Raw genomic sequence first — 24,088 nt, 5'->3', positions numbered from 1 at the left:
AGGGCGCGGCGCTCAGTGGGCCGGGCGGTAGCCCGTGCGGTCGTCGGGGGTGATCGTGCGGAGGACGCGGGCGGGGACGCCGGCGGCGATGGTGAGCGGAGGGACGTCGCGGGTGACGACGCTGCCCGAGCCGATCACGGCCCCGTCGCCGATGGTGACGCCCTGGTTGATCGTGACGCCGCCGCCGATCCAGACGCCGTCGCCGACGACGACAGGCTTCGCGGTGCAGGCGCCGGCCGCCCGCTCGGCCGGGTCGAGGGCGTGGTTCGAGGTGTAGATCGAGACGCGCGGGCCGAACAGCACGTCGTCGCCGATCGTGATGGGGGCGCCGTCGAGCAGGATGCAGTCGAAGTTCGCGTAGAAGCGGTCGCCGATCGTGATGTTGAACCCGAACTCGCAGCGGAACGTCGGCTCTAGGTGCGCGTCCCCGCCCACCGAGGCGACGAGCTCGCGGAGCAGAGCCTCGCGCTCGACGGGCGGCCGCCCGAAGCTCGCGTTGTACGCGTTCGAGGCGAGGACCGCCCGCTCGCGCGCGGCGACCAGCTCGGGGGTCATGTCGTCGTACACGGCTCCGGTCAGGATGTGCGCGCGCTGGTCCTCGAGGGTCATCGTCGTCCGTTCGTCGGTGTCGGCGCCCCGGGCGGGGCTCCTGCCCACGCTACGGGGCGCCCGCTCGCCCGGACGCCTCCGCATCCGCCGACACACCGCTCCTCAGGCGGTGTCTCGGGGAGGGAGTGGCGCCTCGGCGACGCCTCCCGGCTGCAGGCGCGCTGTCGGCGGTGTCTTGGCGAGGAAGCGGCGCCTCAGCGAGGGAGCGGCGCCTCAGCGGGAAGGCGGCCCTGCGAGAGTGCGGCCCGCTGGGGGCGCTGCGCCTCGGCGGTGCGCCTCGGCCGTGCGCAGGCGTCAGCCCACGTGCACGCCCGGCCGGCGGTCGCGGCGGGACTCCGCGCGGCGGAGGACCTCGCGGGTGACGGGGGCGACCTCGCCGGTGCCGGTGATGAGGAAGCGGAACATGTTCGAGAGGGGGCCGCCCTCGGTCCACTCGAAGTAGACGTCCGGGATCACGCCGGTGAGGTCGCGGATCTCGAGCAGCACCGTGGCGATGGTGTTCGGGATGTTGCCGCTGGTCACCGTGAGCACGCGGAAGCCGTGGCAGACGCGGCCCTGCACGACCAGGTCCTCCTCGAAGTCCGAGGAGTCGGTGGTGTGCACCTCGAGGAAGAGCACAGGGCCGCGCATCGGCAGGTTGCTGTCGCGCTGCTCCTCTGCCAGCTTGTCCCGGTACTCGGCCTCGGAGCCGTCGTCGGGCTCGTTCGCGAGGATGCGGATCACGCCGTAGTCGTCGGCGTCCGTCGTGAGGAAGTCGATCGCGGCGGCGTCGAACACCACGGAGGTGGCGCGCAGCTGGAACGAGCGGTGCACCCGCGAGACGAGCGAGACCGCGAGGATGCCGACGATGAAGACCGCCGCGATCCGCACGCCGTCGGGCCGCTCGATCACGTTGACGACCGTCGTGTAGACGAAGACCAGGGCGATGACTGCGAAGCCCACCGCGCGCTTGCGCTGCTTCTTCCGCTTCGCCGAGAGGAACACGGCGACGGATGCGGAGGTGATCAGCACCAGCACGCCGGTCGCGTAGGCCCCGCCCTGCGCGTCGACGTCGGCGCGGAAGAGGATCGTGATGACGAAGGCCACGACGGTGAAGACCAGCACGAGCGGACGCACGGCGCCGGCCCACTGCGGCGCCATGCCGTAGCGGGGCAGGTAGCGCGGGACGATGTTGAGCAGGCCGGCCAGGGCGGAGGCGCCCGCGAACCAGAGGATGCAGATCGTCGCGACGTCGTAGACCGTGCCGAAGCCCTCGCCGAGGTACTCGTGCGCGAGGTAGGCCAGCGCGCGGCCGTTGGCCTCGCCGCCCGGCTGGAACTGCGCCTGCGGGATGAGCAGCGTGGTCACGAAGCTCGAGGTGATGAGGAACGCCGACATCGTGACGGCGGCGGTGATGAGCAGCCGCTTCGCCCCGCGGATGCGGCCGACCGGGGCGTCCTCGGTGTCGCCCGCGTCGCCTCGGATCTGCGGCATGACCGCGACCCCGGTCTCGAAGCCGGAGAGCCCGAGCGCGAGCTTGGGGAACACGATGAGCGCGATGCCGACCATGACGAGCGGATTCCCGTGCTGGGTCGTGAGCGCCGACCACCAGTCGCCGATGACGACGGGGTTCTCGGCCACGTGCCCGATCGCCACGGCGATGACGATCGCGTTGAGGAGGAGGAATACGGCCACGAGCACGACCGCGATCGAGATGGCCTCGCGGAACCCGCGGAGGAACACGATCCCCAGCAGGGCGATCAGGCCCAGCGTGAGCGGCACCTCCGCGCCGTGGAACCAGGCGGGGGCGAAGGGGTTCTCGACCGCGTGCGCGGTGGCGTCGGCGGCCGAGAGGGTGATCGTGATCATGAAGTCGGTCGCCGCGAACCCCAGCAGCACGAGCACGAAGAGCTTGCCGCCCCACCAGGGCAGCAGGCGCTCGAGCATCGCGATCGACCCCTCGCCGCGGAAGCTCTCGCGGGCCACGCGGCGGTAGACGGGGAGTGCGCCCAGGAGCGTGAGCACCACCAGGACGATCGTCGCGAGCGGCGAGACCAGGCCCGCGGCGAGCGCCGCGATCGCCGGCTGGTAGCCGAGGGTGGAGAAGTAGTCGACGCCCGTGAGGCACATGACGCGCCACCACGAGTGCGTCTTGGCGGTGGCCGCGTGGGGGCCCGGGTGGGCTCCGGAGTCGTCGCGGAGGCCCTCGAGGAGCCACGCCTTCACCCCGCCCGCGCGCGCGGAGGAGAGGGGAGAGGGTTCGAGGGCGTCGGGGTCGCCACGGACGACGGAAGAGGTCACTGGATGTTTCTACTCGCCGTGAGGAGCGCGCCCGCCCTGAATGAGCGGATCCTCACGCTTTCCTCACGGGTAATCGGCTGTGGAGGGACGTCGGCGCGCGATCCCGCGTCGTGAGGGGGTCGTGAGCGTCGCGCGAGCGGACCGTGCGGATCGGGTCGGGGCCCGCCTGCATTCCGTCAGGACCCCCTCGGATGCCGCCGTCACGGGCCGAGGATGGCGCTCGTGCACCTGCTCCTCCGCCTCCTCGACGCCGGGCCCCGCTGGGGCCGCCACACCGTCGGCGCGAGCCGGTACGGCGTCGTCCGGAGCGAGCTCGTCGTCTTCGCGCCCGGCACCTCCGTCGAGGAGCGGAGGCGCCTCCGCCTGCATGCGGCCGGTCCGCAGCTGGTCCTCGCCGCGATGACCGCCGGAGCCGTCGGTACGCTCGCCCTCGACCGGCTGTCGCTCCTCCTGCTGGCCGCGCTCGCCCTGCCGACCGCGTCGCTCCTGCTCCTCTCGGCCCGCTCCACCCGCCGCCTCCGCTGCGCCTGTGCCCGCCGGCTCGTGATCGCGGACGTCGACTCCCCCGCCGTCGCCGAGCTGGCGGCGATCGCGGCCGTGCTGCGCCGGGCCGACCGGCTGCTCGATGACGGCGTCCTCACCCCGCTCGAGCACGAGGAGGTGTGGGCCTGCGCGCACGACCGGGTCGCGGGCCGCGTGGCTGACCGCCGCTCCCAGCCCCGGGCGGGAGGATCGGGGACGTCCGCCACCGATGGGAGCACCTCATGACCACACCGCGCCGCGCACTGATCCTCGTGGACGTGCAGCAGGAGTACTTCAGCGGCCCGCTCGAGATCCAGTACCCGCCGCACGCGCAGTCGCTGCCGAGGATCGCCGCCGCTCTCGACTCCGCAGCCGCCGCGGGCCTCCCGATCGCCGTCGTCCAGCACAGCGCGGGCGAGGGAGCCCCGATCTTCGACCCGTCCGGCCCGTCCTTCGCTCTGCACCCCGAGATCGAGAAGCGCCGCTCGGACTCGTGGAAGAGCGTGACGAAGCAGTTCGGCACCGTCTTCGCGGGGACCGACCTGCTCGACTGGCTGCGCGAGCACGACGTCGACACGATCACCCTCGTCGGCTACATGACCAACAACTGCATCCTCGCCTCCGCCGCCGAGGCCGAGACCCACGGGCTCCGCGCCGAGGTCCTCTCGGACGCGACGGGCGCGATCGCGATCTCGAACGACGCGGGCTCGATCGACGCGCACTCCCTGCACACCACGCTGATGGCGCTGCTCAACTCGAACTTCGCCGCCGTCGCCCCGACCACCGTCTGGATCTCGGCGCTGAAGGGCGAGTACACCCTCCCGATGAGCAACCTCCCCGAGTCCGCGACCGCCGGCGCCGCCCGCTGACCCCGCTCCCCTCCGCGAGATGCCACTTAGGTACGCGACACGCCGTGCCGGGCGTACCGAAGTGGCATCTCGCCGGAGGCAGGGAGGGCGGGGCGCCTCAGCGGAGGGAGGCGAGCACGGCCTCCAGCTCGTCGACGGCGAAGTCGATCTCGGTGGCGGTGACGACCAGCGGGGGCGCCAGGCGGATGGTGGAGCCGTGCGTGTCCTTGGCCAGCACGCCGCGGGCCATCAGCGCCTCGCAGACCGCGCGGCCCGAGGCGAGCTCCGGGTCGATGTCGATGCCGGCCCAGAGTCCGGCGCCGCGGACGGCGACCACTCCCCGGCCGATCAGCGCCTGGAGACGCGCGTGCAGCTGGGCGCCGCGCTCGCGGGCGAGGGCCTGGTACTCGCCGGTCGCGAGCATCTCGACGACCGCGAGGCCGACGGCCGCGGCGAGCGGGTTGCCGCCGAAGGTGGAGCCGTGCTGGCCCGGCTGCAGGACGCCGAGCACGTCGGAGTTCGCGACGACGGCCGAGACCGGGACGATGCCGCCGCCCAGCGCCTTGCCGAGCAGGTAGACGTCGGGGACGACTCCGACGAGGTCGCAGGCGAAGGTCGCGCCGGTGCGGCCGAGGCCGGACTGGATCTCGTCGGCGATGAAGAGGACGTTCCGTCGAGCGGTGATCTCGCGGACGGCCGGCAGGTAGTCGGCCGGCGGCACGACGATGCCCGCCTCGCCCTGGATCGGCTCGATCAGCACGGCGACGGTGTCGTCGTCGATCGCCGCCTCGAGGGCTTCCGCGTCGCCGAACGGCACCGTGCGGAATCCGGGCGTGAACGGAGCGAAGCCGTCGCGCGCCTCCGCGTCGTCGCTGAACGAGATGATCGTGGTCGTGCGACCGTGGAAGTTGCCCGCCGCGACGACGATGTTCGCCCGGCCCGGAGCGACGCCCTTGACCCGGTAGCCCCAGGCGCGGGCGACCTTGATGCCCGACTCGACCGCCTCCGCGCCCGTGTTCATCGGCAGGACCATGTCCTTGCCGGCGAGCGCGGCGAGCGCCGTGACGAACGGGCCGAGGCGGTCGTTGTGGAACGCGCGGCTGGTGAGGGTGACGCGGCCGAGCTGCTCGCGGGCCGCCTCCAGCAGCACCGGGTGCGAGTGGCCGAAGTTCACGGCGGAGTAGGCGGCGAGGCAGTCGAGGTAGCGGACGCCCTCGACGTCGGTGATCCAGGCGCCCTCGCCGGTGGCCGCGACGACGGGCAGCGGGTGGTAGTTGTGGGCGGCGTGCTCCTCCTCCGCGGCGATGAGGGCGGCGGAGCGGGCGGTGGTGGTGTCGGTGATGCTCATGTCGTTCCTCCTGAGGGGACGATCGACTCTCCAGAAGTCGTCGCACTCGGCGTCGAGTGCGACAACTCGTGGACAGTGGAGGGTGGGTCGGCGCTGCAGCGAGGCCGCGCCGCCCGGGGGGAGTGGGTCAGCGGCGCAGCTCGAGCGTGCAGCACTTCACGCCGCCGCCGCCGAGCAGCAGCTCGGACAGGTCGACGCCGATCGGGTTGTAGCCGCGCTCGCGCAGCTGACGCTCGAAGCCCGTCGCGCGGGACGCGATCACGACGTTGAGGCCGTCGGAGAAGGAGTTCAGGCCGAGCACGGACGCGTCCTCCTCCGAGACGAGGATCGCGTCGGGGTAGAGCTCGCGGAGGGTGCGGTTGCCCTCCTCGCTGAACGCGCTCGGGAGGTAGGCGATGTTCGTTTCGTCGAGCACCGCGATCGCGGTGTCGAGGTGGTAGAACGACGGATTCACGAGCTCGAGCGTGACGACCTCGCGGCCGAAGACGCGGGCGACCTCGGCGTGCGAGTCGGAGGCGGAGCGGAAGCCGGTGCCGGCGAGGATCCGCTCGCCGACGAGGAGGAAGTCGCCCTCCCCCTCGTTGACCTCCTCGGGGACGCGCACGTCGAAGCCGGCCGAGCGGAACCAGTCCATGTACGCCGGGCCCTCGGGCTGGCGCTCCGGGTAGGTGAAGGAGGCGCCGTAGGCGATGCCGTCGATCACGAATCCGCCGTTGGCCGCGTAGACCATGTCCGGCAGTCCGGCCTCGGGCTCGATCAGCTCGATCGTGAAGCCGAGATCGGCGTAGGTGTCGTAGAGGGTCTGCCACTGCCGGACGGCGAGGGAGGTGTCGGTGGGGACCTGCGGGTCCATCCACGGATTGATGCGGTAGACGACGGTGAAGTGCTCGGGACGGCACATCAGGATCGTCTTCGCGACGGAGGTTCGGGCGGGTGCCTCGGCGAGCACGGCGGTATCGGTCATTCGAGTCCTCCTGCGAAAGGATGCGGATGAGCGGACCGGGTCCAGTGGCTCCGTGCCCCGCGCGTGACGCGGCGGGATGGAGCACGCTCGCGCCCAGTCTTGCACGCGCCGATCGTGCGGTTCTCGCCATGGGGCGCACGGAACGCGCGTGAGTAACGGATGCGACGCGGGAAAACGCTACCGCCCTCTCGTGTGGCGCTGTGAGGCCGCCGCGACTCCACTTGTCTGGGTCTGAGGCGGGGCCTCTTGGAGGGAATGATGCAGCGCCTCAGGGAGAAGGTCGTATGTACCCGCTTGTCATCGCGCTGATGACACTTCTCCATTCCGCCGAATTCCGCCCTGAATGGGGGACTTAGTGCAGCGATAAGCGGCATGGGACGATCCCTCCGGCCCGACAGTCGTCGGCCTTCTCGCTCCGACGAATCCGGATGCCCTCCTCCATGCGAACGAAGACCCTCAGCGTCTCCCTTTTCCTCGCCCTGCTCCTCTCCCTCTTCGTCGCGACCCCGGCCCAGGCCGCGGGCTCGCCGGCGGCGCCGACGAACGTGAGCGTGACCGACAACGACTGCACCGATGCAGTCACCGTCTCCTGGACGCCGTCCGCGTCGGCGACGGCCGGATATCGGATCCACGTGACCAGCCAGTACTCGGGGTACTACGAAGACGGCCCCGTTTACTCCGCGGAGCTGATCGAGACAGGGCGGACCACGACATCAACGTTCGACCTTCCGCGGTCGTGGGACTCTTACTCCTTCGAGGTGTCTAGCGTCTCGGATTTCAACGCGCCCTACTCCGGCGGTAAGGACGGGGCGTCTCTGGTCGCCTCGTCCACCCAAAGCGCTCCCGCCGAGGCGTCGTTCGACCACTTTTGGGACGTCCCCGCCCCAGGCGATCTCAGCGTTGCGGCGGATCCGACCTCGTCTCTTGCCACGGCGCGCTGGGATCGGCCTTCCGTCGGTAGTGCCGCCTGCAATTTCGACCTTTACTACTACGACCTCGACAACCTGAACTCGCAGTACGACTGGGACCAGTATCCCGATTACGAAGGCTCCCTCGATGTCGACGCCGCTTCGATCGACCTAAATATTCAGCCTTTCCAGCGGTACAGGTTCTGCGTCTGGGCAGCGTCGCTCAGTGAACGTCCTTACAACGAGTCGCCTGCGTTCTCGCACTCCCCGGAGTCGTGTGTCACTTTCGTCACCGGAACGTCGGCGCCTGACTCGCCCGGCTACGTCGACGGATACTCCTCGGGCACGGCAATAACCGTCACCTGGGCAGCCCCATGGAATGACGGCGGCACCGACATCACGGGCTACAGGGTCAGCCGCGACGGCACCGACGCGTCCGGCAGTGGCCCCTGGTCGACGGTCGTCGCCGCCGACCGCCGCTCGCAGACGTTCACGAACCTCCGCCCGAACACCTCGTACACCTTCACCGTCCAGGCGATCAACGCGGTCGGCACCAGCGAGTCAGCAACGGTCACCCGCACCGCCGACCCCTACTACGCCCCCTCCGTCCCGACGCGCGTCGCCGGCACCACGAACGACAGCGTGCGATCCGCGACGATCTCCTGGGCGCCTCCGGAGTCGGCCGGCAACCCGGCGATCACCGGCTACCGCGTCTCGCGCAACGGCGTCGACAACGCGGGCGCCGGTCCGTGGTCGACGACCGTCGCCGCCACAGCGCGCTCCTTCACGTTCACTCACCTGGCGGCGGGAGCCACCTACACGATGAGCGTCACCGCGATCAACGCCGGAGGCGAGAGCGCGGCGGGATCGACCGTCGTGCGCATCGGCGGCACCGCCCTCACCGCCGCGACTCCGACCGTCACCGGCACCGCCGCGGTCGGCTCGACGCTCACGGCGAGCGCCGGCACCTGGGGTCCCTCCCCCGTCGCCCTCGCGTACCAGTGGCGCGCGAACGGCACTGCGATCAGCGGAGCGACGGGCACCACGTACCGCCCGGTCTCGGCCGACGCAGGGAAGGTGATCACCGTCGCCGTCACGGGCTCCAAGTCGGGCTACGTCTCGACCACGCGGGTCTCCTCCGGGACCCCTGCCGTGACCGGCGGTGCGATCACCGCCGCGACGCCGACCATCAGCGGCACCGCGAAGGTGGGCTCGACCCTCACCGCGAAGCCCGGCACCTGGGGCCCCTCCCCCGTCGCCCTCGCCTACCAGTGGAAGGCGAACGGCACCGCTCTGAGCGGGGCGACGTCCGCGACCTACACGCCGACGAGCGCCACCCTCGGCAAGACGATCACCGTGACGGTCACGGGGTCGAAGTCCGGCTTCACCGCCGTGACGAAGACCTCCGCGAAGACGAGCGCCGTGGCGGCGGGCACCCTCTCCGCCGCGACCCCGACGATCTCCGGAACCGCGAAGGTCGGCTCCACCCTGACCGCCAAGCCGGGGACCTGGGGGCCCTCGCCGGTGACCCTCACCTACCAGTGGAAGGCGAACGGCACGGCGATCTCCGGGGCGACCTCCGCCACGTACAAGCCGACCAGCGCCACGGTGGGGAAGAAGATCACGGTGACCGTCACCGGCAAGAAGGCCGACTACACGACGGCGACGCGCACCTCCGCCGCCACCGCAGCGGTCGTCAAGTAAAGGATCGAACCAGAGTCGCCGGGGGAGCCTGCTCACGCGGACTCCCCCGGCGACTCCGTGAATCCCCCACCGTCGCCCCCCGGACGGGGGCCCATCCCGCCGACACCCGCCCTCGCCCGGACGCGGGCGGCGGCTAGCATTCAGACACCGTGTCCGCCGCGGCCTCCCGCGGATCCTGCCGAAAGGCCCGCCGTGCCCGCACGCTCCCTCGCCGCGATCGGCGTCTCCGCTCTCCTGCTGGCCGGCCTCGCCGCCGGTCCGGCCGTCGCCGCCCCCGATCTCCCCGGTGCGAGCGCCGCGCAGGAGGCCGCCGCCGAGGTCGTCCTCTCCGGCACCATCGCGCTCCGCGACGCCGACGAGGAGCACCCCGCCCCCGCGGATCCGTCCTTCTACGTCCAGGTCCAGGACGCCGAGGGAGCCGTGGTCGCCGAGGCCGACACCGGCCCCGACTTCTCCCTCACCGTTCCCGGCGGCGAGCCCCTCACCCTCCGCGCGAGCCTGATCGGCAGCGACGACTGGTACCCGACCTGGTTCGGCGACACCCCGGTCGCCGAGGCCGCAAGGACGACCCGGGGGACCGACGAGTCCGTCGCCATCTCCCTCCTGCGCACCGCCGAGCTGTCCGGATCGATCACCGCCGACGCGGTCTCGGGCGTCTCCTCCCCCGCCTTCGACGTGCAGGCCTGGTGGGTCGACGGCGGGACGTACTCGCTCCTCGACTCCGTCCCCGTCACCGGAGCCCCCGGCGCCGCCCGCGCGTGGGACACGGGCGACCTCGCCCTGCCCGCCGGCGACTACCTCCTGCGCCTCGTGGAGCCGGGCTACCCCGCCTACGACGACCAGTACTTCTCGCGCCTGGCCCGCCTCGACGAGCGCGCGGTCGTCTCCGTGCCGCCGGGCGGCCGCAGCGGCGTCGACTTCTTCCCGTCGGCCTACTCCTCCGACGTGGCGCGCCTCGCCGGGACCGACCGGTACGCGACCGCCGTCGCGGTGACCGCCTCCGGATTCGCCGCCGGCGCTCCCGTCGTCTACCTCGCCAGCGGAGCGAACTGGCCCGACGCGCTCAGCGCCGGTCCCGCCGCCGCGAAGCAGGGCGGCGCCCTCCTGCTCACCGACCCGAGCGTCCTGCCCGCAGTGGTGGCGGCCGAGCTGCGCCGCCTCGCCCCGCAGCGGATCGTCGTGGTCGGCAGCGCCCTCTCGGTGAGCGACTCGGTCTTCCAGCAGGTGACGGCCCTCGGGATCCCGACCGAGCGCATCGAGGGCGTCGACCGCTACGACACCTCGCGCCGGATCGTCGAGGACGCCTTCCCCGACGGCAGCTACGAGAACGTCTTCGTGGCGACCGGCACCAACTTCCCGGACGCCCTCTCGGTCGCGCCGATCGCCGGCCGCCGCGCCGAGCCCGTCCTCCTCGTCGACGGCGCCCGCTCGCGCCTCGACCAGCCGACCCGCGACACGCTCGCCGGGCTCGACCCCTCCGCCGTGCAGCTTCTCGGCGGCGCGCCCTCGATCTCGACCGCCGTGGAGGCCGACCTGCGCGCCGCGAAGATCGCCGACACCGTGTCGCGCATCGCCGGGACGGACCGCCACGACACCAGCCGACGCCTCAACGACGTCTTCCCGCCGTCCGAGCTGGGCGACACCGTCTACCTCGCCACCGCCACCGGCTTCGCCGACGCGCTGGCCGTCGGCCCGGTCGCTGCGAAGCAGGGCGCCCCGCTCTACCTCAGCGAGCCGACCTGCCTGCCGCGCAGCACCCGTGTGAAGATGCAGGGCCACGACCTCGATCAGGTGCTGCTCCTCGGCAGCCCCCTGACGCTGTCGGCGCAGGTGCGCTCGCTGTCCGCCTGCTGAGACCCGAGACGCACCGCACGAGCCCTGGAGATCCATGAGCGCCACCGCCGACCGCCCCCTCCTCGTCGGCATCGAGACCGGGGGCACGAAGGTCGTCGCGGCGGTCGCCGACGCGGCTGACCCCGAGCGGATCCTCGCGACGACGACCCTGCCGACGCGCGGGCCCATCGAGACCCTCGCCGACCTGGCCGGCTTCGTCAGCGGCCACGGCGTCGACGGCACCGTCGCCGCGGTCGGCGTCGCCTCCTTCGGGCCCCTCGACATCGATCCCGGCTCCCCGGCCTACGGGCACCTCACCTCCACGCCGAAGCTCGGCTGGGAGGGGACCGACGTGCTCGGCCCGATCGGCGCGGCCGCTCCGGGCGCCCGGCTCGCGCTGGTCACCGACGTCAACGGAGCCGCGCTGGGCGAGTCCCGCTGGGGCGCCGGAGCCGGAGTCGACGACTTCGTCTACCTGACGGTCGGCACCGGAGTCGGCGGAGGCGTCATCGCGGGCGGACGGCTCCTCGCCGGCAGCGGCTGGCCAGAGGTCGCGCACCTGCTGCCCCGCCGCCACCCCGAGGACGGCTTCGCCGGCGCCTGCCCGTTCCACGGCGACTGCCTCGAGGGCCTGGTCGCCGGTCCCGCGATCTCGGCGCGCTGGGGCGTCGACGGCTCCCGCCTCGGCCCCGAGGAGGCGGCTGCGAACCTCCGCTTCAGCTCCTACTACCTCGCGCAGCTCGTCACGACGCTCGCCTACGTCGCCGGCGTGCGGCTCGCGGTCGTCGGCGGAGGCGTGTCGAAGACGCCGGGGCTCGTCCCCGCGGTCGAGGCCGAGGTCGAGCGGCTGATGGGCGCGCCCGGCGCGACGGGGACGGGCGGCGGGCGGATCCGCATCGTGCGCCCGGCGCTCGGCGACGAGTCCGGAGTGCGCGGGGCGATCTCGCTGGCGGAGTCCCTGCTCGGCTGAGCCCTGCTCTCGTCCCCTGAGCGAGCGACCCGTCGCCCCGGACCCCGGTCGAGCGATCGCTCCGGACCCCGGTCGGGACGCGACGGCCGGGAAGGGACCCGACGGCGACGGGAACGGATGCGCTCCCTCCACAGGTCGCGGATTCCCGAGCCCTCCCCGGATCGGGCCGAGCCGGCCCCGTCGGCCTCTCCGGACGAGCACGCTCGGGGGATGCAGCAGCCGAGTCAGTCCTCCGGAGCGTCGAGCTCCTCGAGCGCCCGCAGCGCCTCGCGGGCGCGCTCGAGCCGATCGGCCTCGGGCTCGTCCCACCAGGCCGGTCCGCGCTCGCCGAGCCCGTGCTTGGCGAGCCCGACCCTTGTGCGCGCCAGCGCCTCCGCCTCGGCATCGTCGTGCAGCCGTGCCGAGCGCACTCCCGAGCGCCCGCGCCCGAGGTGCGAGGTCAGGCCCGCGACCACGTCCTCCGGCAGCGAGGGGTCGGTGCGCCGCCAGCGGCGGCCCTTCACCACGAGCCAGCGCTCGTCGTCCTCGTCGTTCACTCCGTCACCGCCGCCTCGGATTGAGCCGGTCGCCGGTGCTCGTGAGGTCCACGTGCTCCGGCAGGAGGAACGCCTCGATCCGTCCGGTGGCGGAGAGCCGCAGCAGGTCCTCGACGAGGGCGCGGGAGCCGCCGATCAGCGTCGAGTCGAAGTCGATCTCGCTCGCGAGGTACCAGGCCCGGTCCTCCGGCCACATCGCGAGCGGAGTCTGCACGACGAGCCCGGAGGCGTCGGCGAAGCCCGCCGCGCGCGCCCACGCGGTGTCCTCGAGCACCCGGACGTCGAGCGAGAGTAGTGGCCCCTCGCGCCCCGGCAGCTCGACCGTCGTCGCGGCTGCGGTCTCGGGGTGCTCCCAGCCGGTCGGCCGGGTGTCGCTCATCCACTCGGGGAGCTCGTCCGACGCGTCCGAGCGGGAGATGAGGATCCGCGACCCACCGGTCAGCACACCGAACCCCTCCCAGAACACGGCGAGGCAGTCCTCCGGAGTGCTCGTGTGCTCCGCGAGCACGCCGACGACGGCCGCGAGCTCGTCGAGCGGGAGCACTCCGAGGCGGGGCTCCGAGTAGTCGTCGGGATGCTCGCCGGTGAGCGAGTACCACTGCGCGAGCGGATGCAGGAGCGTCCCCTCCCGCTCGGCCACCTCGCGCCAGCGCAGGGGCGGGTCCTCGCCGGACGGGTGCAGGATCCGCACGGCCGCCTCGAACAGGGGCGGGACGATCCCCTCGAAGCGCCCGAACGGCCCGAGAGCGCTCAGCACCGGCTCCGCCCGCGCGGCGTCCCGCTCGGCGCGCAGGGGCGCGTCCTCCGGTGTCGGCTCGACCATCGGCCCAGGCTAGCGCTGGACGGTCGCTCCGCTCAGGGCGGAGAGCGCCCGCTGCGGTCCGGGCTCGCGGGCGAGGCCCTCGGCGAGCGCCGACAGCCGTCCGCGGGCGGAAGCGTCGAGTGCGAGCATCCGCCGCGCAGCGTCCGCCAGCTCCCCCGCGGATGCGGCGTTGGGGTCGAGGACGGCGGCGAAGCCGGCGTCCTCGAGCGCGGCCGCCCCCGCGAACTGGTCCGTCGAGAACGGCAGGACGACGAGCGGCACGCCCGCGGTCATCGCCTCCGTGACGCTGTTGTTGCCGCCGTGGCTGACCGCCAGCACTGCCCGGCGCAGGAGCGCGACCTGCGGCAGGAAGCCGCGGACCAGCCAGCCCTCGGGGATCTCGCCCAGGGCCGAGCGCTCGGTCGCACCGGAGGCGAGAGCCACCCGGACGCGCCTGCCCCCGGCCTCGACGCCGGCCAGGGCCTCGACGACCCGGGCCAGCACGTCGTCGCGCACCGAGAGGAAGCTGCCGAAGCTCACGTAGACGACCGGATCCTCGGACGCGGCGAGCCACTCCTCGACCTCCGCGTCGTCGGGCTCCTCGCGGACGGCGGAGCCGAGGAACGCGTGCGGCGGCAGCTGCGCGGTGCGAGCCGGGTCGTGGAGCTCGCCCGGATAGTTGAGCAGCAGGACGTCGCCGCTCTCGGCGAAGGCGTCGGCGCTGGGCGCCGCCCCGGGGTCGAGGGTGGTGAGGGCGGCGTTCCACTCGGCGGTGAAGGAGTCGCGGACCCGCTCGCAGAGGTCGCGGAGCGCGTCGAGGTCGTCCGGCTCCGGAGCGAAGGCGTCCGGCCAGACCGGAGGGAACCCGTAGACCTCGCCGGGCACCGTGAGCGCGCTGGGGTGGCCGAGCACGACGTCGCCGTAGGGCACGCGGAGGGCCTTCAGCGCCACGCGCGCGGTGAAGGCGAGGTGGTCGACCACGATCGCGTCGGGCTGAACCTCGTCGAGGATCGCGCGCAGGCGTGCGGCGACGCCGGCCGGATCCCAGAGGAGATCGGTGAGCCGCTCCCGCGCCTGGTAGGCGAGGGCGGGGACCATCCCGCGCCGAGTGGCGTCGAAGAAGCCGCGGAGGGACGCGCCCTCGTCGGGCGCCTGCTCCTCCGCGCGGATCGTGCCCGGGTTGGAGCCGCGCCCCAGCCGGAGCGCGATGTGCTCGAAGCCGAAGGCGTCCACGATGGAGCGCGTCGCGTCGCCGGTCGCCGCGACGACGCGCTCGCCCGCCTCCTGCCACGCCGTGCCGAGGGTCGCCAGCGGCAGCAGGTGCGACGCGTAGTCCGGGCTGATGATCAGCAGGGTCACGAGGCCCCCAGCACGAGCGGCGAGCGGAGGGGACGCTCCTGGTCCGCTGTCGCGTGCGCGTAGACGCCGGAGAGGGCGTGCGCCATCGCCTGCACCGTGTAGCGCTCGGCGACCATCGCGCGCCCGCGGGCCGCGGCGTGCTCGCCGAAGGGGCCGCCTGCGAGATCCAGTGCGGCGGCGGCACCGGCGGCGAGCGCTGCGGGGTCGGCGGTGTCGACCAGGAAGCCGGTCTCCCCCTCCTCGACGTAGGTCGCGGGCCCGCCGGTCGCCGGAGCGACGACGACCAGTCCCGCGGAGAGCGCCTCGAGGAGGGCGATGCCGAACTCCTCCTTGACGCTCGCGCAGACGTACGCGCCGCCCGGAGCCGAGAGCCCCGGTCGGCCGTGCCGGATCGCGCCGAGCCAGCGGGCCACGGTCCCGTTCGGGCGGTGGCCGGCCAGGAGCAGCCCGTCCGACGCGACGGCGCGGATGCGGTCGAGCTGCTCGCGCTCGTCGGGGCTCGGGTCGGCGAGGTCTCCGCCGACCAGGAGCAGGTTGGCGCGCTCCTGGAGCGAGGGGTCGGACGCCCAGGCCTCGGCGAGCGCCGCCATCCCCTTCACCCGGTGCAGGCGGCCCACGCTGAGCAGCAGCGGGAGGCCGCGGCGGTGCTCGGGCAGCTCCCCCAGCAGGAGGTCGAGCGAGGCCAGGTCGCCGCCCTCGTCCAGCGCGACCGGCTCACCGGCTGCCGAGGCGCGTGCGGCCGCCTCGCCGCGCTCGACGAGGCCGACGTCGATCCCCTCCGGGACGATCGTGTGCCGCTCCGGGTGCGCGGTGATGTCGACGCCGATCAGCTCGCGGATGGTTGCGGCCAGCTCCTCCCTCGGGAACAGGACGGTGTGCGCGGCGTCGGCGGCCAGGCGCTGCACGAGGCGCACTCGGAACCAGAAGTGCTCGGCGGCGTCGCGCTCGCCGAAGTCGGCGCGGGTGAGCGCGCCGGAGGCGTCCAGGCCCGCGATCAGGGCGTGCGGGTCGGGGGCGAGGGTGAACACGACGGGGATCTCGAGCTCCCGCGCGACCGCGGCCGCCGCGAGCGATCCGACGTCCGCCATCCGGAGGTGCAGCACGTCGACCCGGCCTGCCGCGCGCAGGATCCGGCGGATGCCGCGCTCGGCGGCGATGCGACGGCTCCAGGCCTGGGGCATCGCGACGGGCGGCCCCGTGAACGGGACCGGAGCGAAGCCGTGGCCGGCGACGGGCAGCTCGCCGAGCGCGCGCTCAGCCTCGGCCGGAGTCCCGCGCGAGAGCGTGAGCACCCGGTCGATCCCCTCCTGCTCGACGAGCGAGTCGCCCAGGCGCACGAGCAGGGTCGCGATGCCGCCGTTGTCGCCGGCGCCCACCCGGGTCAGGGTCCCGTCGATGTCGGCGTGGACGAAGAGCTGCGCGACCGTCGGCCCGGCCTCCGCGGCCGGTGCGGGGGCGACGTCGCCCAGGGCGAGCCGGGCGAGGGGCCCGATCGGCGCCGCCTCCTCTGCCAGGCCTGTGAGCAGGAGCTCGGCGTCGTCGGAGCCGCGCTCGCCGAGCGCGTCCGTCGCGGCGGCCCGCGCCTCCAGCCCCTCCGCGCGGTCAGCGGCCACGTGCAGGAGGGTGCGCTCGGCGATCGCGCCGGGAACGAGGCCCAGGGTCTCGACGAGCCTCGCCCGGGCCGCCGCCTCGCGCTCGCCGAGCAGCGCGCCCTCGAGCGCGACGGCGACGAGGTCGGGGGTCGAGGAGGCCCAGAGCAGGACGGTGCGCTGCGCGAGCATCCCGGAGAAGCCGCCGTCGCGGACCAGGCGCAGCAGCGGCCCGAGCGCGGCGGGGCGGGGCAGGCGCCCGCCGAAGGCCCAGGCGGCGTGCTCGCGGAGGTACGAGCGCTCGTCCTCGAGCAGCATCAGCAGTGCGAGGTCGGCCTCCTCGTCGAAGACCTGCGCGAGCGCGTGCACGGCCGCGATCGCGGTGAGCTGGTCCGAGGGGTCCAGGGCGGCGCGGGTGAGCAGGCGCACCGCGCGGCCGCCGCCGTCGCTCACCGCGGCGACCGTCAGCTCATCGGCCATCCGGACGGCCTCGAGCAGAGTGGGAGCGGCGCGCACGGCGTCGAGAGCGGTCTGCGTGGCCATGGTTCACCTGGTCTGTCGGAGTGGAGAGTGCGGCGGAGCGCGACTCCCGACCGCTGGAGCGGCCCAGGAGGAGCGGACCGGTACCGAGCATGCCGCGTGGGCGGCTGGGATTTCGCCACTTGCATCGGATCTCTTCCCGCGGTACGCCCTCCTGTCAAGGGGGAGACACCCGCAGTTCGCTTGCGCCACGCGCGAGGGTCAGCCGCGGGTCCACTCCAGGAGCCGCTCGACCGGCCAAGTGGTCACGATCCGCTCCTCCGGAACGCCGAGCCGCTCCGCCCGCTCGGCTCCGTAGTCGAGCAGTCCGAGCTGGCCCGGAGCGTGCGCATCGCTGTCGATCGAGAACAGGCAGCCCTCCTCGAGCGCGAGCGCGATCAGCCCGTCCGGCGGGTCCTCGCGCTCGGGGCGGGCGTTGATCTCGACCGCGGTGGAGTGGTCGGCGCACGCCCGGAAGACGGCCCGGGCGTCGAAGGTCGACGGCGGGCGGGTGCCGCGCTCGCCCGACACCAGCCTCCCGGTGACGTGGCCGAGGACGTCGGTCCGCGGATCCGACGCCGCCGCTACCAGCCGGGCCGTCATCTCGCGGGAGGGCAGCCGCAGCTTCGAGTGGGCGCTCGCGACGACCACGTCGAGGCGGTTCAGCAGCTCGTCCGTCTGGTCGAGCGCGCCGTCCTCGAGGACGTCGACCTCGATCCCGCTGAGCAGCCGCAGGGGACCGGTGTCGAGGCCCGCGAGATGCGCCAGCTGCTCCTCCAGACGCTCGGCGCTGAGACCGTGGGCGACCCGGAGCCGCGGCGAGTGGTCGGTGAGCGCCAGGTACTCGTGGCCGAGCGCGCGTGCCGCGTCCACCATCGCGAGAACCGGCGTCGCCCCGTCGGACCACTCGCTGTGGCTGTGGAGGTCGCCGCGCAGCCGTCCCCGCAGAGCGCTCGCGGGCGGAGGAGCGGAGCCGCGCAGCTCCGCCAGGTAGTCGGGCACCCGGCCGGACCGCGCCTGCTCGATCACGGTGAAGGTCGTGTCGCCGATCCCGGACGCCCGCCGCACCAGGGCGAGGTCGTCCCGCTCGGCCGGCGCCATCCCCTCCAGCACCGCGGCCGCTCGGCGGAACGCCTTCGCCCGGTAGCGGGAGGCCCGCTCCCGCTCGAGCAGGGCTGCGATCTCCTCGAGTGCCGCGATCGGGTCCATGCGCCCGGTCTACCACGGCGCCCGCCGCACCCTCATCCCCTCGACAGTGGCTCCGACCCCCGCCTGGGCGCCGCCCCCGGTCCCGGCTGCCCGACGCTGGGAACCGGCCGAGCCCCGTTGCCGACCGCTGCGATCGAGATATATCGTGACTCTCGTCCACTCGCGATGTATCGCGTTTCCAAAAGGCACCCCGGTGCAGGAGGAGGAGCTCATGTCCCTCGAGAAATGGCTCGTACAGGCCGGCGAGACGAAGGTCATCGACCTCGACGTCGTCCGCTCGGTCAAGGTCGCCCTCGTCGGCGGCCAGATCGACGTCATCGCCCACGACGAGCCGACCGCTCGCGTGGAGGTCCACAGTGTCGACGGCCGCCCGCTCACGGTCTCGATGGACGGCGACCGCCTCGAGATCGACCACGTCCAGCTCCGCTGGGACACCATCGTCGACGTCGTGAAGGGCCTCGGCCGCCGCGGCGACCGCGCCGACATCAGCCTCCTCGTCCCCCGCGGCATCGACCTGAAGTTCGACACCGTCTCGGCCGACGGCCTGGTCTCGGGCCTCCACAGCGACGCCCGCGTCTCGACGGTCGGCGGCGACATCGTCGTGGACGGTCTGCACGGCGACATCGAGGTGAACACCGTCCACGGCGAGCTCTCGGTCCGCAGCCACACCGGCCGCGTCACCGCGCGCACCGTCTCGGGCGACGTCACCGCGACCGGCGAGCTCACCCGCTTCACCGTCGACGGCGTCTCGGGCAGCGTCTTCGTCGACGCCGAGGGCACCCCCGACCGGATCCAGGCCAACACCGTCAGCGGCGACCTCACGATCCGCGTCGACGAGGGCCTCGGCGCCCGCTACCGCATCAACACCGTCTCGGGGACGCTCCAGCTCGACGGCTCCGTCGTCAAGGGCACCTTCGGCCGGGGCTTCACCTCGACCACGGGCTCGCTCGACTCGAAGTGGGTCGACGTCGCCGCCAACTCCGTCTCGGGAGACGTGGTCGTCGTCCGCCGTTCCGTCGCCGCCGCCTCCGCCTCGGTGGGCGAGGGCTGGGGCTCCCCCGGCTCCGGCCCCGCCGACGGCCCGCGCCCGATGGACGGGAGCTCGCTGTGAGCCCCGTCTTCGCGCACGGCCGCCTGCGCCTCTACCTGCTCAACCTCCTCGCCGAGTCACCGCGCCACGGCTACGAGCTCATCCAGGCGCTCAGCGAGCGCTTCGGCGGCACCTACGCGCCCAGCGCCGGCACGGTCTACCCGCGCCTCGCGAAGCTCGAGGAGGAGGGACTCGTCACGAAGGAGGCCGACGGCCGCAAGACCGTCTACTCGATCACCGACGCCGGCCGCGCCGAGCTCGCGAACCGCGCGACCGACCTGGGCGACATCGAGGAGGAGCTCACCGACTCCGTCCGCCGACTGGCCGACGAGGTCCGCCTGGGCGTCGCGGAGGCGATGAAGAGCCTCCGCGCCGACCTGGCCAGCGCCGCCCGCGACTCGCGGGAGCCCGGACGCCGACCGGAGCACTCCGCCGAGGAGCCGCGCCCGCAGGACACGTCCGGCACCCCCGCCGAGCAGCCCGCGCCCGAGCAGGCCGCACCGGCCTCGCCTGACGCGCGCACCGCCTCGCGGATCGCCCTGCGCGACGCTGAGGTCCTGCTCACCGAGTTCCGCGACGAGCTGCGCGCGGAGCTGCGCACCGCCGCCTCCTCGGGATCCGTGACGACCGCGAGCGTCGACGCCCTGCGCGCCGCGCTCGACGAGGCCCGCGCCTCGGTCCGCTCCACCCTGGGCTGAGCCCGGACACCGCACCGCCGAGAGGGCGGGGATCCCACCCGGGGTCCCCGCCCTCTCGGCGCTACTGCCGCCCGACCGCCAGCGCCTCCTCCTCCACGTCGAGGAAGGCCAGGGCGCTCACCACCGCGGGCTCCTGGTACCGCCCCTCGGAGCGGGCGCGGAGCACCGCCTCCCGCTCGGCCGCGATCATCACGCGCCGGAGCCGGTTGTACGCCTGCGGCAGCGGCTCCACGCCCTCGCCCTCCGGCGGGTTCTCCAGGGCGTCGGCGAGGAACGTCGCGTTGCGCCGCAGCCGGTCGAGCACGCGGTCCTCCACCCCGTCCTGCGGCTCCGCGTCGAGCCGGGCGAGACCGGCGGCCTGCGCCTCGGCGAGCAGCATCTGCTTCTCGACGTGCTCCTGCATCTCGTTCGGGGCCGGCAGCTTGAGGGCGCGGACGAGCCGCGGGAGCGCGAGCCCCTCGACGAGCGTCCCCGCCACCACGATGAAGGCGAGGAACTGCAGGAACGCGCGCTGCGGCGTCTCCGCGGGCAGGAGGAACGCGGCGGCGAGGGTGACCACGCCGCGGATGCCCGCGAACGAGACCCCGATCGCGGTCGGCCAGGTCCACCCGCGCTGCTGCAGCCGTCGCGGACCGTGCCGGAACAGCAGGGTCGTCATGCACATCCAGGCCACGCGGCTCCCGACCAGCGCCGCGAGCACGGCGGCGCCGATGCCGACCGTCTGCCAGACCCCGATGCCGGAGTCGGCCGTCGCCTCCACCACCGACGACAGGCTCAGCCCGATGAAGAGGAAGACCGCGTTCTCGAGCAGGAACTGGATCGTCCGCCAGTTGAGCGACTCCGCGATCCGCGCCTGCGCCGACTGGATGACCGGCGCGCGGTAGCCGAGGTAGAGGCCCGCGACCACGACCGCCAGCACCCCCGAGCCGTGCAGCAGCTGCGCGGGGATGAACGCGACGTAGGGCGTCACCAGCGAGAGGCTCGTGTCCAGGACGGACGACTGCACCTGCTTGCGCACGAACCCGAGCAGCACGGCGATGCCGATCCCGACTCCGCCGCCCACCGCCACGGCCAGCACGAAGTCGAGCGCGATGCGCCCGGGCGTGACCGTGCTGACGATCGCCAGGAGGGAGGCGTTCAGCGCCACCAGCGCGGTCGCGTCGTTGAGGAGGCTCTCGCCTTCGAGCACCGTGAGCATCCGCCGCGGCAGGCGGAGCCGCCCCGCGATCGCCGTGACCGCCACCGCGTCCGTGGGCGCCACGATCGCGCCGAACGCGAGGGCCGCGGCGACCGTGATCGCCGGCACGACCATCCAGGCCACTGCGCCGACCACCGCGACCGTGAACACGACCAGCCCCACCGACAGCAGGAGGATGCTGTCGCCGCGGGCGCGGACGTCGAGCACGGAGGTGCGGATCGCCGCCGCGTAGAGCAGCGGCGGCAGGATCCCGAACAGCACCACGTCCGGCTCGACCACCACCTCCGGGATCCCGGGGACGAAGGAGGCGAGGGCCCCGACAGCGACGAGCGCCACAGGAGCGGACCAGTTCACCCGCCCCGACAGCCCGGTGACCAGGACGGTCACCACCACGAACGAGACGATCCAGACGATCGCGACGACGGGCTCCTCCATCGCGTCACTCCTCCCGGGCGTCCGCGCGCCTCCGCGCACGATCATGGCACTGCGGAGGCGCTCGCGCCGCGGGGGAGCGCGACGGCCGGACGGCCGGAGTGAGGATTGCCTTAATAAGGCGACCCTAAGTAAGGTGAGGCGACCCTTACCGATCCTCCGAGAGGACCACGCCGTGCATCCACGACGACCCCGCATCCACCGCGCCGCCACCGCGCTGCTCGCCACCGTCTCCCTGGTGGGCGGCGCCCTCGCGCTCGCTCCGTCCGCGTCGGCCGCTGCCTCGCCCGGAACCGTCACCGACGCCTCCTTCACCTGGGGCCTCAGCGGCGAGGCCGGCGGCGGCGCGTTCTTCGGCGGCTGCAACTTCCTCAGCGCGGGGACGGCCGGCGACACCGGCAGCTCTCGCCTGTGGACCGAAGCCGACGGCTTCTACGCGCAGGAGGCGGGCAACGTCTCGATCGTGAAGCCCGACGCCTCCGGCGCGCTGGTGCCGACCAGCTGGGGCACCAAGTGCCAGACCGCCGCCGGCAGCCCGGTCAACCCGGCCTCCGCCGCCTCCCTCACCCGGAACGCGGTCGTCGTCGACGGCGGCACCGGCACGGTCGCCGCGGACGGGTCGACGCGGATCGAGTGGGACGGCTCCTTCACCGTCGCGTTCTACGGCGGCCTCACCTACTGGACCGCCACCGACCCGGTGCTGAGCGTGGACGGAGCGGGCGACGGGACGCTGACCGCCACGGCGAGCGGCTACGGCACCGACATGGCCGACCAGACGAAGTGGGTCCCGGTCGCCCCGCAGCAGGTCGTCCTCGCCGAGATCCGCGGAGCCGAGGCCGACGACGACTCCCTCACGGCCGCGCCGGACTACCTCGGCGTCGCGGTCACCACGGCAGGGACCGCGCAGTCGCGCACCGGAGCGTCGTGGGGCTCGTTCCCGCAGAGCTTCGTCGACTTCCAGGCGAAGACCGGCCAGAGCAGCTACTGGTACAGCTCCGGCGGCTCGCGCGACGCGGCCAAGCCCGCTTCGCCGCTCTCGGTCGCGTACACCCTGACGGGCGCCACGACTCCGGAGCCGACCACGCCGCCGACCACGCCGCCCGCCGAGCCCGGCGAGCAGGACATCACCGTCCAGGTCCCGGCCGTCACCGCTCCCCCGGCGACCGGGAGCTTCGGCTGGGCGTTCGAGAGCACCGACGCCGTCAGCCTCGGCACGGCGGTGCAGGCGGGATCGACCTTCGTCGCGAACGGCGCGCTCAACACCATCGCCGTGACCGACACGCGATCGGGCGGCTCGACTCCGTACGGATGGAGCATCGCCGGGTCGGTCAGCGGCTTCACCTCGGCCGCCGGAGGCTTCGACGCCGGCTACCTCGGCTGGACGCCGAGCGTCACCGGCGCGGGACCGGCGGTCGCGGCAGGCGCCGCTGTGGGCTCGACCCTCGAGAACGGAGCCGGCCTCGCCGAGCCCGCGACGCTCGCCTCCAGCACCGCCGCGGCGAGCGCCGCCGTCGATGCGGCCGTGAAGCTCGTCATCCCCACCACGACGCCCGCGGGCGACTACGCGGCGACGCTCACCATCACCGCGCTCGGCTGACCGGCCGGTCGACCCCTCGGGGCGGCGCCGCACTCCTCCGGAGGCGGCGCCGCCCTCTCGTCACTCCACTCCCTGCACCGAGACGGATCCCATGCCCCGCTCCCCCCTCGCCCTCACCGCCCTCCTCGTCGGAGCCGTGCTCGCGGTCGCGCCCGCCGCCGACGCGACGATCGCCGCCGCCGCGACCGGCCCGGCCTGGAGCATCGGCCCGTCCGCGGACGACGCCGGCGCCGTGCGCGCGAACTTCGACTACTCGCTCGATCCCGGAGCCGTCGTCGAGGACTCGATCTCGGTCCGCAACGACGGCGCAGCCGAGCTCGTCCTCGATCTCTACTCCGCCGACGCGTTCACCACCCGCGAGGGCGGGATCGACGTGCTCACCGCGGGAACCGCCTCCGAGGACTCCGGCACCTGGATCGCCCTCGACTCCGCATCGCTGACGCTCGCGCCGGGCCAGGAGGCGGCCGTCCCCTTCACCGTGACCGTTCCGGCCGACGCCCGCCCCGGGGACCACCCCGCCGGGATCGTCACGTCCCTCCGCGTCGAGGACCCGGACGCCCAGGTCCAGGTGGACCGCCGTCTGGGCACGCGCCTGCAGCTGCGCGTGGCGGGCGATCTCGTCCCGTCGGTCGAGCTGTCGGAGCCGCGGGTCGCGTTCTCCGGCAGCTGGAACCCCCTCGCGATCGGCTTCGTCACGGTCGACTACTCCGTCGTGAACACGGGCAACACCCGCATCACCGGGCAGACCTCCACGAGCGTCTCCGGTCCGTTCGGAGTCGCCGCGGCGAGCGCGCAGCAGCAGCTCCCGGAGGTGCTCCCGGGCTCGGAGATCGACGTGCAGGAGCGCCTCGACGGCGTCGGCGCGCTGCTCCGGCTGTCGGGCGCCGTGAGCCTGCAGCCCAGCAGCGTGGGCTTCGGCGCCGCGGCGATGGAGGCGGTCACGGCCGAGTTCGGCCTCGCTGCCGTCCCGGTCGCCGCCCTCCTCATCCTGCTGGGGGCCGCCGCGCTCGTCGTGCTCGCCGTGGTGCTCGGGCGGCGCCGAGCGCGTGCCGCCTCCCGGGCGTAGTCGCACC

At 73.6% G+C, this 24,088-nt stretch carries 19 protein-coding genes; 9 read left to right on the top strand and 10 right to left on the bottom strand.

The window, feature by feature from the left end; translation table 11 throughout:
• Positions 1-12 precede the first annotated feature (12 nt).
• Both GSU45_RS01505 and GSU45_RS01500 read right to left on the bottom strand, forming a co-directional pair.
• Positions 13-609, bottom strand: coding sequence for a sugar O-acetyltransferase (locus GSU45_RS01505; RefSeq protein WP_159912112.1), 597 nt, complete (start codon positions 607-609; stop codon positions 13-15).
• 294 nt (positions 610-903) lie between these two features.
• On the bottom strand, positions 904-2,814 hold the full coding sequence (locus GSU45_RS01500; RefSeq protein WP_159916769.1) for an amino acid permease: 1,911 nt from the start codon (positions 2,812-2,814) through the stop codon (positions 904-906).
• Positions 2,815-3,111: 297 nt separating this feature from the next.
• Between GSU45_RS01500 and GSU45_RS01495 the strand changes: the two genes are divergently transcribed.
• Both GSU45_RS01495 and GSU45_RS01490 read left to right on the top strand, forming a co-directional pair.
• Entirely contained in the window at positions 3,112-3,657 is a 546-nt protein-coding gene (locus GSU45_RS01495) for a DUF6611 family protein (protein ID WP_159912110.1), read from the top strand.
• Positions 3,654-4,280, top strand: a complete 627-nt coding sequence (locus tag GSU45_RS01490) for an isochorismatase family protein (protein ID WP_159912108.1) — start codon at positions 3,654-3,656, stop codon at positions 4,278-4,280. Before GSU45_RS01495 ends, GSU45_RS01490 begins: the two co-directional genes overlap by 4 nt.
• Positions 4,281-4,377: 97 nt before the next feature.
• Here the strand turns inward: GSU45_RS01490 and rocD are convergent, their stop codons facing one another.
• Entirely contained in the window at positions 4,378-5,607 is a 1,230-nt protein-coding gene (gene rocD / locus GSU45_RS01485; protein WP_159912106.1) for an ornithine--oxo-acid transaminase, read from the bottom strand.
• Positions 5,608-5,734: 127 nt separating this feature from the next.
• Positions 5,735-6,571, bottom strand: a complete 837-nt coding sequence (gene ddaH / locus GSU45_RS01480) for a dimethylargininase (protein WP_159912104.1) — start codon at positions 6,569-6,571, stop codon at positions 5,735-5,737.
• A 440-nt stretch (positions 6,572-7,011) separates the two neighbouring features.
• Here ddaH and GSU45_RS01475 point away from each other — a divergent pair, with 440 nt between their 5' ends.
• The 3 genes from GSU45_RS01475 to GSU45_RS01465 all read left to right on the top strand — a co-directional run bounded on the left by GSU45_RS01475 (position 7,012) and on the right by GSU45_RS01465 (position 11,986).
• A complete protein-coding gene (locus GSU45_RS01475; RefSeq protein ID WP_159912102.1) occupies positions 7,012-9,183 on the top strand; it encodes a fibronectin type III domain-containing protein in 2,172 nt (723 codons plus the stop codon).
• A 192-nt stretch (positions 9,184-9,375) separates the two neighbouring features.
• Complete coding sequence (locus GSU45_RS01470; protein ID WP_159912100.1) at positions 9,376-11,037, top strand: cell wall-binding repeat-containing protein; 1,662 nt, start codon at positions 9,376-9,378, stop codon at positions 11,035-11,037.
• 34 nt (positions 11,038-11,071) lie between these two features.
• Entirely contained in the window at positions 11,072-11,986 is a 915-nt protein-coding gene (locus GSU45_RS01465; RefSeq protein ID WP_159912098.1) for an ROK family protein, read from the top strand.
• Between the two features lie 224 nt (positions 11,987-12,210).
• Here the strand turns inward: GSU45_RS01465 and GSU45_RS01460 are convergent, their stop codons facing one another.
• From GSU45_RS01460 to GSU45_RS01440, 5 genes are all read right to left on the bottom strand, one after another.
• Positions 12,211-12,522 (bottom strand): biopolymer transporter Tol, encoded by a 312-nt coding sequence (locus GSU45_RS01460; protein ID WP_159912096.1) that lies wholly within the window; start codon positions 12,520-12,522, stop codon positions 12,211-12,213.
• A gap of 4 nt (positions 12,523-12,526) precedes the next feature.
• Positions 12,527-13,345 carry a hypothetical protein gene (locus GSU45_RS01455; RefSeq protein WP_159912094.1) on the bottom strand — a complete coding sequence of 273 codons (819 nt, stop codon included), beginning with the start codon at positions 13,343-13,345 and terminating at the stop codon, positions 12,527-12,529.
• Positions 13,346-13,354: 9 nt separating this feature from the next.
• A complete protein-coding gene (locus GSU45_RS01450) occupies positions 13,355-14,683 on the bottom strand; it encodes a glycosyltransferase (protein ID WP_159912092.1) in 1,329 nt (442 codons plus the stop codon).
• On the bottom strand, positions 14,680-16,815 hold the full coding sequence (locus tag GSU45_RS01445) for a glycosyltransferase (protein ID WP_159912090.1): 2,136 nt from the start codon (positions 16,813-16,815) through the stop codon (positions 14,680-14,682). Before GSU45_RS01445 ends, GSU45_RS01450 begins: the two co-directional genes overlap by 4 nt.
• A gap of 198 nt (positions 16,816-17,013) precedes the next feature.
• On the bottom strand, positions 17,014-18,000 hold the full coding sequence (locus GSU45_RS01440) for a PHP domain-containing protein (protein ID WP_159912088.1): 987 nt from the start codon (positions 17,998-18,000) through the stop codon (positions 17,014-17,016).
• 211 nt (positions 18,001-18,211) lie between these two features.
• Between GSU45_RS01440 and GSU45_RS01435 the strand changes: the two genes are divergently transcribed.
• The gene (locus tag GSU45_RS01435) at positions 18,212-19,111 is read left to right on the top strand and encodes a hypothetical protein (RefSeq protein WP_244248174.1); all 900 of its coding nucleotides are present in this window, start codon (positions 18,212-18,214) and stop codon (positions 19,109-19,111) included.
• Positions 19,108-19,788 (top strand): PadR family transcriptional regulator, encoded by a 681-nt coding sequence (locus GSU45_RS01430; protein WP_159912086.1) that lies wholly within the window; start codon positions 19,108-19,110, stop codon positions 19,786-19,788. Before GSU45_RS01435 ends, GSU45_RS01430 begins: the two co-directional genes overlap by 4 nt.
• Positions 19,789-19,849: 61 nt before the next feature.
• On the opposite strand, the gene GSU45_RS01425 is transcribed toward GSU45_RS01430, so the two are convergent.
• The gene (locus GSU45_RS01425) at positions 19,850-21,421 is read right to left on the bottom strand and encodes a sodium:proton antiporter (RefSeq protein WP_104223748.1); all 1,572 of its coding nucleotides are present in this window, start codon (positions 21,419-21,421) and stop codon (positions 19,850-19,852) included.
• A gap of 172 nt (positions 21,422-21,593) precedes the next feature.
• Between GSU45_RS01425 and GSU45_RS01420 the strand changes: the two genes are divergently transcribed.
• Positions 21,594-23,015: a hypothetical protein gene (locus GSU45_RS01420; RefSeq protein WP_159912082.1), complete on the top strand. Its 1,422-nt coding sequence runs from the start codon at positions 21,594-21,596 to the stop codon at positions 23,013-23,015.
• A gap of 91 nt (positions 23,016-23,106) precedes the next feature.
• Positions 23,107-24,081, top strand: a complete 975-nt coding sequence (locus tag GSU45_RS01415; RefSeq protein ID WP_159912080.1) for a DUF916 domain-containing protein — start codon at positions 23,107-23,109, stop codon at positions 24,079-24,081.
• The last annotated feature ends 7 nt before the right edge of the window (positions 24,082-24,088 follow it).

Source organism: Rathayibacter sp. VKM Ac-2801 (genome assembly GCF_009834245.1).
Classification (GTDB): Bacteria; Actinomycetota; Actinomycetes; order Actinomycetales; family Microbacteriaceae; genus Rathayibacter.
This window is presented reverse-complemented; position numbering and strand designations above follow the sequence as displayed.

Coding starts and splice junctions, on each gene's coding strand:
- GSU45_RS01435 (WP_244248174.1), top strand. CDS start 18,212: ATGTCCCTCGAGAAATGGCTCGTACAGGCCGGCGAGACGAAGGTCATC.
- GSU45_RS01465 (WP_159912098.1), top strand. CDS start 11,072: ATGAGCGCCACCGCCGACCGCCCCCTCCTCGTCGGCATCGAGACCGGG.
- GSU45_RS01490 (WP_159912108.1), top strand. CDS start 3,654: ATGACCACACCGCGCCGCGCACTGATCCTCGTGGACGTGCAGCAGGAG.
- GSU45_RS01475 (WP_159912102.1), top strand. CDS start 7,012: ATGCGAACGAAGACCCTCAGCGTCTCCCTTTTCCTCGCCCTGCTCCTC.
- ddaH (WP_159912104.1), bottom strand. CDS start 6,571: ATGACCGATACCGCCGTGCTCGCCGAGGCACCCGCCCGAACCTCCGTC.
- GSU45_RS01425 (WP_104223748.1), bottom strand. CDS start 21,421: ATGGAGGAGCCCGTCGTCGCGATCGTCTGGATCGTCTCGTTCGTGGTG.
- GSU45_RS01455 (WP_159912094.1), bottom strand. CDS start 13,345: ATGGTCGAGCCGACACCGGAGGACGCGCCCCTGCGCGCCGAGCGGGAC.
- GSU45_RS01440 (WP_159912088.1), bottom strand. CDS start 18,000: ATGGACCCGATCGCGGCACTCGAGGAGATCGCAGCCCTGCTCGAGCGG.
- GSU45_RS01415 (WP_159912080.1), top strand. CDS start 23,107: ATGCCCCGCTCCCCCCTCGCCCTCACCGCCCTCCTCGTCGGAGCCGTG.
- rocD (WP_159912106.1), bottom strand. CDS start 5,607: ATGAGCATCACCGACACCACCACCGCCCGCTCCGCCGCCCTCATCGCC.
- GSU45_RS01505 (WP_159912112.1), bottom strand. CDS start 609: ATGACCCTCGAGGACCAGCGCGCGCACATCCTGACCGGAGCCGTGTAC.
- GSU45_RS01445 (WP_159912090.1), bottom strand. CDS start 16,815: ATGGCCACGCAGACCGCTCTCGACGCCGTGCGCGCCGCTCCCACTCTG.